Source organism: Siphonobacter sp. (assembly GCF_048595215.1).
Classification (GTDB): Bacteria; Bacteroidota; Bacteroidia; order Cytophagales; family Spirosomataceae; genus Siphonobacter.
On record NZ_JBMDWJ010000161.1, the window covers coordinates 23,498 to 30,644 of the forward strand.

At 51.2% G+C, this 7,147-nt stretch carries 4 protein-coding genes and 1 pseudogene; all 5 read right to left on the reverse strand.

All coding sequences use genetic code 11. The features are described from left to right. Positions 1–13 precede the first annotated feature (13 nt). The gene (locus ACOJTG_RS09525; RefSeq protein WP_420153607.1) at positions 14–1,963 is read right to left on the reverse strand and encodes an alpha-L-arabinofuranosidase C-terminal domain-containing protein; all 1,950 of its coding nucleotides are present in this window, start codon (positions 1,961–1,963) and stop codon (positions 14–16) included. Positions 1,964–1,984: 21 nt separating this feature from the next. Further along, positions 1,985–3,520, reverse strand: coding sequence for an alpha-N-arabinofuranosidase (locus ACOJTG_RS09530; protein WP_420153608.1), 1,536 nt, complete (start codon positions 3,518–3,520; stop codon positions 1,985–1,987). A 383-nt stretch (positions 3,521–3,903) separates the two neighbouring features. Next, the gene (locus tag ACOJTG_RS09535) at positions 3,904–4,572 is read right to left on the reverse strand and encodes a DUF3823 domain-containing protein (RefSeq protein WP_420153609.1); all 669 of its coding nucleotides are present in this window, start codon (positions 4,570–4,572) and stop codon (positions 3,904–3,906) included. Between the two features lies 1 nt (position 4,573). Further along, positions 4,574–6,421, reverse strand: coding sequence for a RagB/SusD family nutrient uptake outer membrane protein (locus tag ACOJTG_RS09540; protein ID WP_420153610.1), 1,848 nt, complete (start codon positions 6,419–6,421; stop codon positions 4,574–4,576). An 11-nt stretch (positions 6,422–6,432) separates the two neighbouring features. Then, positions 6,433–7,147: pseudogene (locus ACOJTG_RS09545) on the reverse strand (SusC/RagA family TonB-linked outer membrane protein); the annotation flags it as partial.

Below are 7,147 nucleotides of genomic sequence, written 5' to 3' on the forward strand. Positions count from 1 at the left end.
AACAGAACAAGTACTACTTTACTACTTTTACCCGTACGACCGTGAATGACTGCGGAGCCAGTGTCAGGTTGAGCTTGGTTCCTTTTACGGCCAGCTCTTCCTCCGTCGGACTCACCTGCTTGGGCTGATCAAAGCTATTCACGGCTCCCGGTTCGCTGCTTTTCAGCGTAAATCGTTTGCCTTTATTTTCCAGCTTTTTGACGCCTTCCAGATTGACCGTATGCGTTTGCGACTGATTGGAAGCGTTGACGAGTTTCAGAATTACCTCTTTCGTCGGTTCGTCCCACGTAGCGGATGCGTACAGTTGTTCCTTGCCCGTAATCAATTGATTATTGGAAAGGATGGGCAGCACTTTGGTACCCTTATTGGTCGAATACAACTTCTGCACGTAGTAGTTGGGGGTTCCGTACGATTGCAGGTTGTTCATCCAGATCAGATCAGGCGTCCATTGCCAACCGTCGGCGTGGGCAAACAGCGGAGCGTACGAGGCCATATGGACAACATCGGCGTTCCGTTCCAGACCCGTCATGAAAGCCGCCTCCGATAAGGCACAAAGCCAAGTATTCCGGTTCTCAGGACTGGCCACATCTTTACTTTGAGACGCGTACTCTCCGGCGAAAATCTTGGGACCGTTGCGGTCGTAATCATCGTAACGCGTCGCGTTTTCCAGAAACCACTCGGGCTTGCGGTAGTAATGCTCGTCGATAATGTCGGCTTTCAGCGATCGTAATTTCCCGTTGAGAAAACCGAATACTTCCCCATCCGGATTCGGTCCGGCACTCGAAATCAGGCGAACCTCCGGGTATTTGGACTTGATGGCTTTTTCAAAGACTACGTACCGATCAATATACTGCGGTCCCCACTGCTCGTTACCGACCCCCAGCAATTTAAGATTGAACGGAGCCGGGTGCCCCATGTCTGCTCTGAGTTTTCCCCATTTAGTATCCGTCGATCCATTCGCGAATTCAATCAGATCCAGGGCATCCTGTACGTACGGATCCAGTTCCTCGACCGGTACTACTTCCGCCGTGTTGTACTGACAGGCCATGCCGCAATTCAGAATGGGCAGGGGCTCGGCCCCAAGGTCCTCCGCCAGTTGGAAATATTCGAAGAAACCCAGTCCAAACGTCTGGAAATAATCGGGCGTCAGGCGGTGTTTGAATTCCTTGTTCCAGCGGTTGATCGCTACTTCACGGACTTCCAGCGGTCCGACCGTCTTCTTCCACTGATACCGATTACTCAGGTCCATGCCTTCCACGATACAGCCACCGGGAAACCGCAGAAAACCGGGTTTCATATCGGCCAACAACTGGACCAGATCGGCCCGTAAGCCGCCCGGACGGTTTTTCCAGGTGTCCTTCGGGAAAAGCGAAAGCATGTCCAGATCGGCCGTTCCGGTGCCCTCAAACCAGACATTGAGCTTGGCTTTGGGCTCGGTACCGTTCGATGTAAAACGTACGGAATGCTTTTTCCAGTCAGTACTATTCAGGGGTAACGAAGCCGTGCCGAGTACCTGACCGTCGGGTTTGACGAGTTCGAGTTTCAGTGTCAGGTTTCCCTCCACGTTTCGCGAGAGTACCGAAAAATCGTAGCCGACGCCCTGCTTGACGCCCATCCCCCGAAAACCTTCGTTGGTCAACCCGTACTTCCCACCTTCGGTCTTCACGCGAATGAACCGGGGGTTTTCGGGCTGATCCTGCCGGTTGAGTACCAGCACGCTTGCTTTCGGGTTTTTCTGCTCTTTCCAGCCCATCATCGGAGACTCAAACTCAAAAGAGCGGTTTTTGATGAGTTCGGCGTACAAACCGCCGTCGGCTCCCATGTTAATATCCTCGAAAAACAGACCCCACATGGTCGGTTGGATCTCTGCTTTAGGCTGATTCACTTTCACCACCAGCGGATTCTGAGCTAGTACCTGTCCGGCTAAACCCAGAGCCAACACGGTTGTATACCACTTTTGCATTACGTATGCGGTTAATGTTGTTTACTTGAGTTCCAGTACGACGACGGACGCCGGAGGAAGTTTTACCTTCAGCTGATTGCCCGACAGGCTCGCTCCGTTGAACGCAACCGGATATATTTTGTTCGGATTTTCGAAGGTGTTGTAATCCTGCAATTTGCCGGAAGACAGTACCCGACCGCTTACCGTTTTCAGGTTCATTCCTTTCAGATCCACGGCGATGTCCTGCTCTTTTTTCGGATCAATGTTCACCAGTGATACGTGCGTCAAACCACTTTTATCTTTTGATGCCGACGCCGAAACGGCTTTCAGCTTATCTGATTCGAAGTTGTAATCGTTGCTTTTCAACTGAACGGGTAGCAGGGTTGCGTCCTGGTGCACGTTGTACATTTCCATGACGTGGTACGTAGGCGTCAGAATCATCTTTTCGCCCTTCGTCAGGATAACCGACTGGAGTACGTTCACAACCTGAGCCAGATTGGCCATCCGAATCCGGTCGGCGTGGTTATGGAAAATGTTCAGGGTTACGCCCGCAATCATGGCATCCCGGATGGTATTCTGCTGGTACAGAAAACCCGGATTAGTTCCTGGCTCTACCTCGTACCAACCGCCCCATTCGTCCACCACCAGGGCTATTTTTTTCTTCGGGTCGTACTTGTCCATGATGGCACTGTGCTTCTGTACGAGTTCTTCCATAAACAAAGCCTGCTTCATCGTGCCGAAATACTGTTTTTCGTCGAATTCCGTGGAAGGGCCTTTTTTCTGCCAGTTCGTTACTGAATAATGGTGTAGAGCCACCCCCGCCAGCAATTCATGGGGAATGTCCCGCATGAGTACTTCCGTCCAGTTGTAGTCGGCGGAATTAGCCCCGGAGGCGATTCGGAACAACTTGGCTCCATTGCCATCCGGCATAAAGGTGGCGTACTTACGGTATTCGTTGGCGTAGTATTCGGGTTTCATGTTACCACCGCAGCCCCAGGCTTCGTTACCGACTCCCCAGTATTTGACATTCCAGGGTTTTGCCCGGCCGTTTTCCTGCCGCAGGTTCGACATGGGACTTTTGCCTTCGAAGTTCACGTACTGTACCCATTCGGTCAGTTCCTGAACCGTTCCGCTACCGACGTTACCTGCCAGGTACGGCTCCGCTCCCAGACGTTCGCACAAGTCGAGGAAGTCGTGCGTACCGAAACTGTTATCTTCCGTTACTCCACCCCACCAAGTATTAACCATAGACGGACGCTTACCCTTGGGACCAATACCATCTTTCCAGTGATAGGTATCCGCAAAACAGCCACCGGGCCAGCGGAGATTGGGAATTTTTAATTTCTTGAGGGCATCAACCAGATCGTTGCGGATACCCTTCTGATTGGGAATTTTTGTATTCTTTTCACCTACGTAGATACCGTCGTAAATACAGCGTCCGAGGTGTTCGGCAAAGTGGCCGTAAATGTGTTTATCAATGATAACGTTTTCCGAAGAAGTACTGATCGTGAGCTGATTTTGGGCAACCGCCCAGCTGGAAACCAACGCACAGGCTAACGTAGTAAGTGTTTTTTTCATAGTAAGTCAAGGCAATAATTCGATGCTTTTATGCGAGGGATTCTTGTTCGACGCTAATATACTACCTTCAAAAGTAGAAGATGAAGAAGGTTCTAACTCCCTATGATTTATCTGTTTATTCCTTTATTTTGACCTTCTTCTAATAAATCTAAAAAAATATAGTCAAAATAGTGGTTAATACGCGTAGTCGTAGGGCTTTCAGCGATAATTCTCCTCGGTCAATATAGACGAATAAAAGGTCTAATTCAGCCGCCACTAAACGCTCCGAAGAAAACGAAACGGAATTACCCTACTCATTCTAACGATTGTCACAATACTATAGAATGAGTAGGGTCTTCTGGAAACGTTTTAGTCCGGGACAATTGGGGTGTCTACGCCAATCCTTACCATTTAATTTCCTGCACGGGCGAGTACAGCAGCTCGGCTACTCCGGCGGTTTTTACACCGATTCGGCCATACGCGTAATTTTTGCCCAAAGACGTCGGCAGAGGCAAGGTAAAAGATAAGGTTTTACTCAGATCAGCCAGAGCCGTACCCGTCAGGTCTACGCGTCCGGCATTGTTATTGACATCCACAAACTGCGTAGCTCCGACGTAAAACGTCACCCGCTCGATGGCCCGAGTCGTGACCACGCCATTGATCTTTGCCGTGGCCAGGAGGTTGTTACCATCTTTGCTGTACTGCTCCCCACTGACGGTATAGTAAGGCTGCACGGGCACATCAACCTGCGTATTCCCCCGCACGGATACCCGAACTGTATCACTATTATCCACCCAGGGCCCATTGCCTCGCAGGAGTACGAGTTTATAATCGCCATCAAAAAGGGTAGCCTCAAACGAGCCATCCTGGGCTACGTATACGGGAATTTTGGTGTATACCTGAAAGCCTGGCTGCCAGAGTTCAAGCTGAACGCCATTGCTGCGTACGCCAACGGGCTGATTCTGGTAGATAACCCGTCCCTGTAATACCGAAGCCGGAGCATCGAAATTATCCTTAGCACAACCTGCCAGGCCGAGTACTAGGGCCAGTAATCCATAAAAAAGCGTTTTCATATCAGTGGAAGGGGTTTCGAATAATTTTAGGGTTATTGTTAATCACGGTCTGATCGATGGACGAGTAGTAATTTCCCATCTGGAACTGACGCGGAGCCCGGTACCGGGGAGCTACCAGTTTGTCGAACACGTACTTGCCATCCCGAGGATCGCCGGGCCGTACCACGCGGTAAGGATACAGAGCGTACGCCATGGCGTCGGGGTTAGTAGTGCTTCCGTTCCAAACTTCGTGGGCAATTCGCCAGCGTTTCAGATCCCAGACGCGGTGATCCTCAAAGGCCAGCTCCACCCGACGTTCATTCTGAATTTTCTGGATCGTCACCGTCTTTAAAGCATTTGCCGCAAAACCGGCCCGTTGCCGCAGGGTATTCAGATACTGAAGAGCATCGGCCGTCTGACCGAGTTCAAAGGCAGCCTCGGCGGCGTTGAGGTACACCTCACCCAGCCGGAAACGCACCCACCACATGTCGCTTCGAATGCCCCGCGTACTGGACATCGTCGCTGGATCAATGTATTTCCGCAGGTAAAAACCGGTATTGGAAACTTCCGTCTGCGAGCGTTGCGGACCGGAGGTACCCGTCAGTAATTTTCCATCCGTATGCGTAGCACCCAACACGTTGGATTCTACCGTCTGATAAGTGGTGCCATTCCAAACCTTCACACCCGCCTGAATCTGTACATCCTGGCCTTTGAACGTCGTTCCCGGATAGATGATGGTTCCGTATAAGCGAGCGTCTTTATTAGCGAAAATATCCTGCGGACGATCGTAGTAGATGTAGTCACCATTATCGGCGGTACGGTTTTTCAGTTCACCAGAACTACCATCCAGGTACTCATAATCTTCCACCAGATTCAGCGTTGGCGTCACGGCCGAAGACCCCAGGTTATCTTCGCGAATGCCACGGGCAATGTTATCGTACGAAAAGCTGTGGCGTTTATCTTTCGATACCAGGTAATCTTTGGCCAGAATGACTTCCTTGTTATTCTGTTTTTTGGTAATGGCTTCGAAGAAATTTTCGCCCGGATTCGGGTTCGTCTGATACAGCGAATACGCTCCGGAAGCAATAATTTCCTTCGCGGCGGCCAGCGATTGGGTGTAGTATTGGCTGGCTCGGGCGGCGGGAATTCCTACGACAGCTCCGGGCAAAGTGATGGGCGAACTCATCTGGTTGTTGTACTTGGCAATGGAAGCGGCGTAGAGTAAAGCCCGGCTTTTCAGAGCCAGAGCGGTATACTTGTTGGCCCGGGTATTGCTACCCGCATTGCCCAGCTGATCTTTCACCGCGTCGAGTTCGGAGGCAATGAAATCGTAGACCTCTTCTTCTTTGTTACGGGGTTGTTGCAGGGGTTCCGGATTGCCGCTGAAATCATACACCAATTGCTTCGTCACGATGGGTACACCGCCCATGCGTTTCACCAACTCGAAATACTGATACGCCCGCAGAAACCTCAACTCTGCCGCAAACTGGCTTTTTTGCGTAGCCGACAGGCTGGTACCGTAGCGTTCGATACTTTCCATGGCCAGGTTGATATCCCGAATCAGGCCGTAATCCCACAGACGCCAGCGATCGAACGGATACGCGATGATGTTATTGCGATCATCGTTGTTGCCCGACCACATAGCCTCGTCGTAGGCAGCCATTTCGGCCCAGCCCCCTTCCAGCTCGGCGTGGGCGGGCAAACGGTCGTAGTAATTGGCTAGCAGGCTGGTAATCATTTTCGGATCATTCCATACCTGTTCTTCCGTAATCAGCGTGGGCGATTTCCGCTCCAGCCAGTCTCCTTTTTGGCAACTGGAAGCGGCGAATACCGCGGCCGCCAGCACAAAGTGTTTATACGATAATTTCATTGAAGTAGCTTTTAGAGATTCAGACTAAATCCAGCATTTACGAGGCGTTGTTGTGGGTACACCAGGGCGTTGCCGGAAGAGATTTCGGGGTCAATTCCGAAACTCTTGACGTTGTCGAAGGAGAAGAGATTGGTACCATTCACGTACACCCGCAGGCCCGACAATTTCAGCTTTTTGAGTACGGGTGATGGAATATTGTAGGCCAGTTCCAGGTTACGCAACCGAATGTAGCTTACGTTGGTTAACCAGAAATCGCTCTTGCGGAAGTTGACGTGACTGGGGTTATCCTTCCGAACGGCCGGATACGTACCAGGCACCCAGGGGCTGTCGGGGTTGAATGGGTCCTGCCGGTGCCAGCGATCTTCGAAGATGTAGGCTGGTGATGTGCCATTGTTCTGGAAAGGAATCTTCATCTCCCAGTTCCGCTGGAAGGTCTGCATAGTAGCTCCAGCGAAATCGAACTGAAGGGTAAAGCCTTTCCAGGATACGCTGCTGTTGATACCAAAACTCACGTACGGGTTGGCTCCTTCGGCGTAACCAATGGGTCGTTCATCCAGCTCATTGATGATTTTATCGCCGTTGACATCCTTGTAGATGAAATCGCCCGGCAACTGGGTGCGGTTGCCCTGTCCGTCGTTGTTGACGTTGTAATTATCGATTTCGGCCTGTGACTGAAACCGGCCTACCACCTGATAGCCCCAGTTGATATTGGCCCAGCGGTGTTCC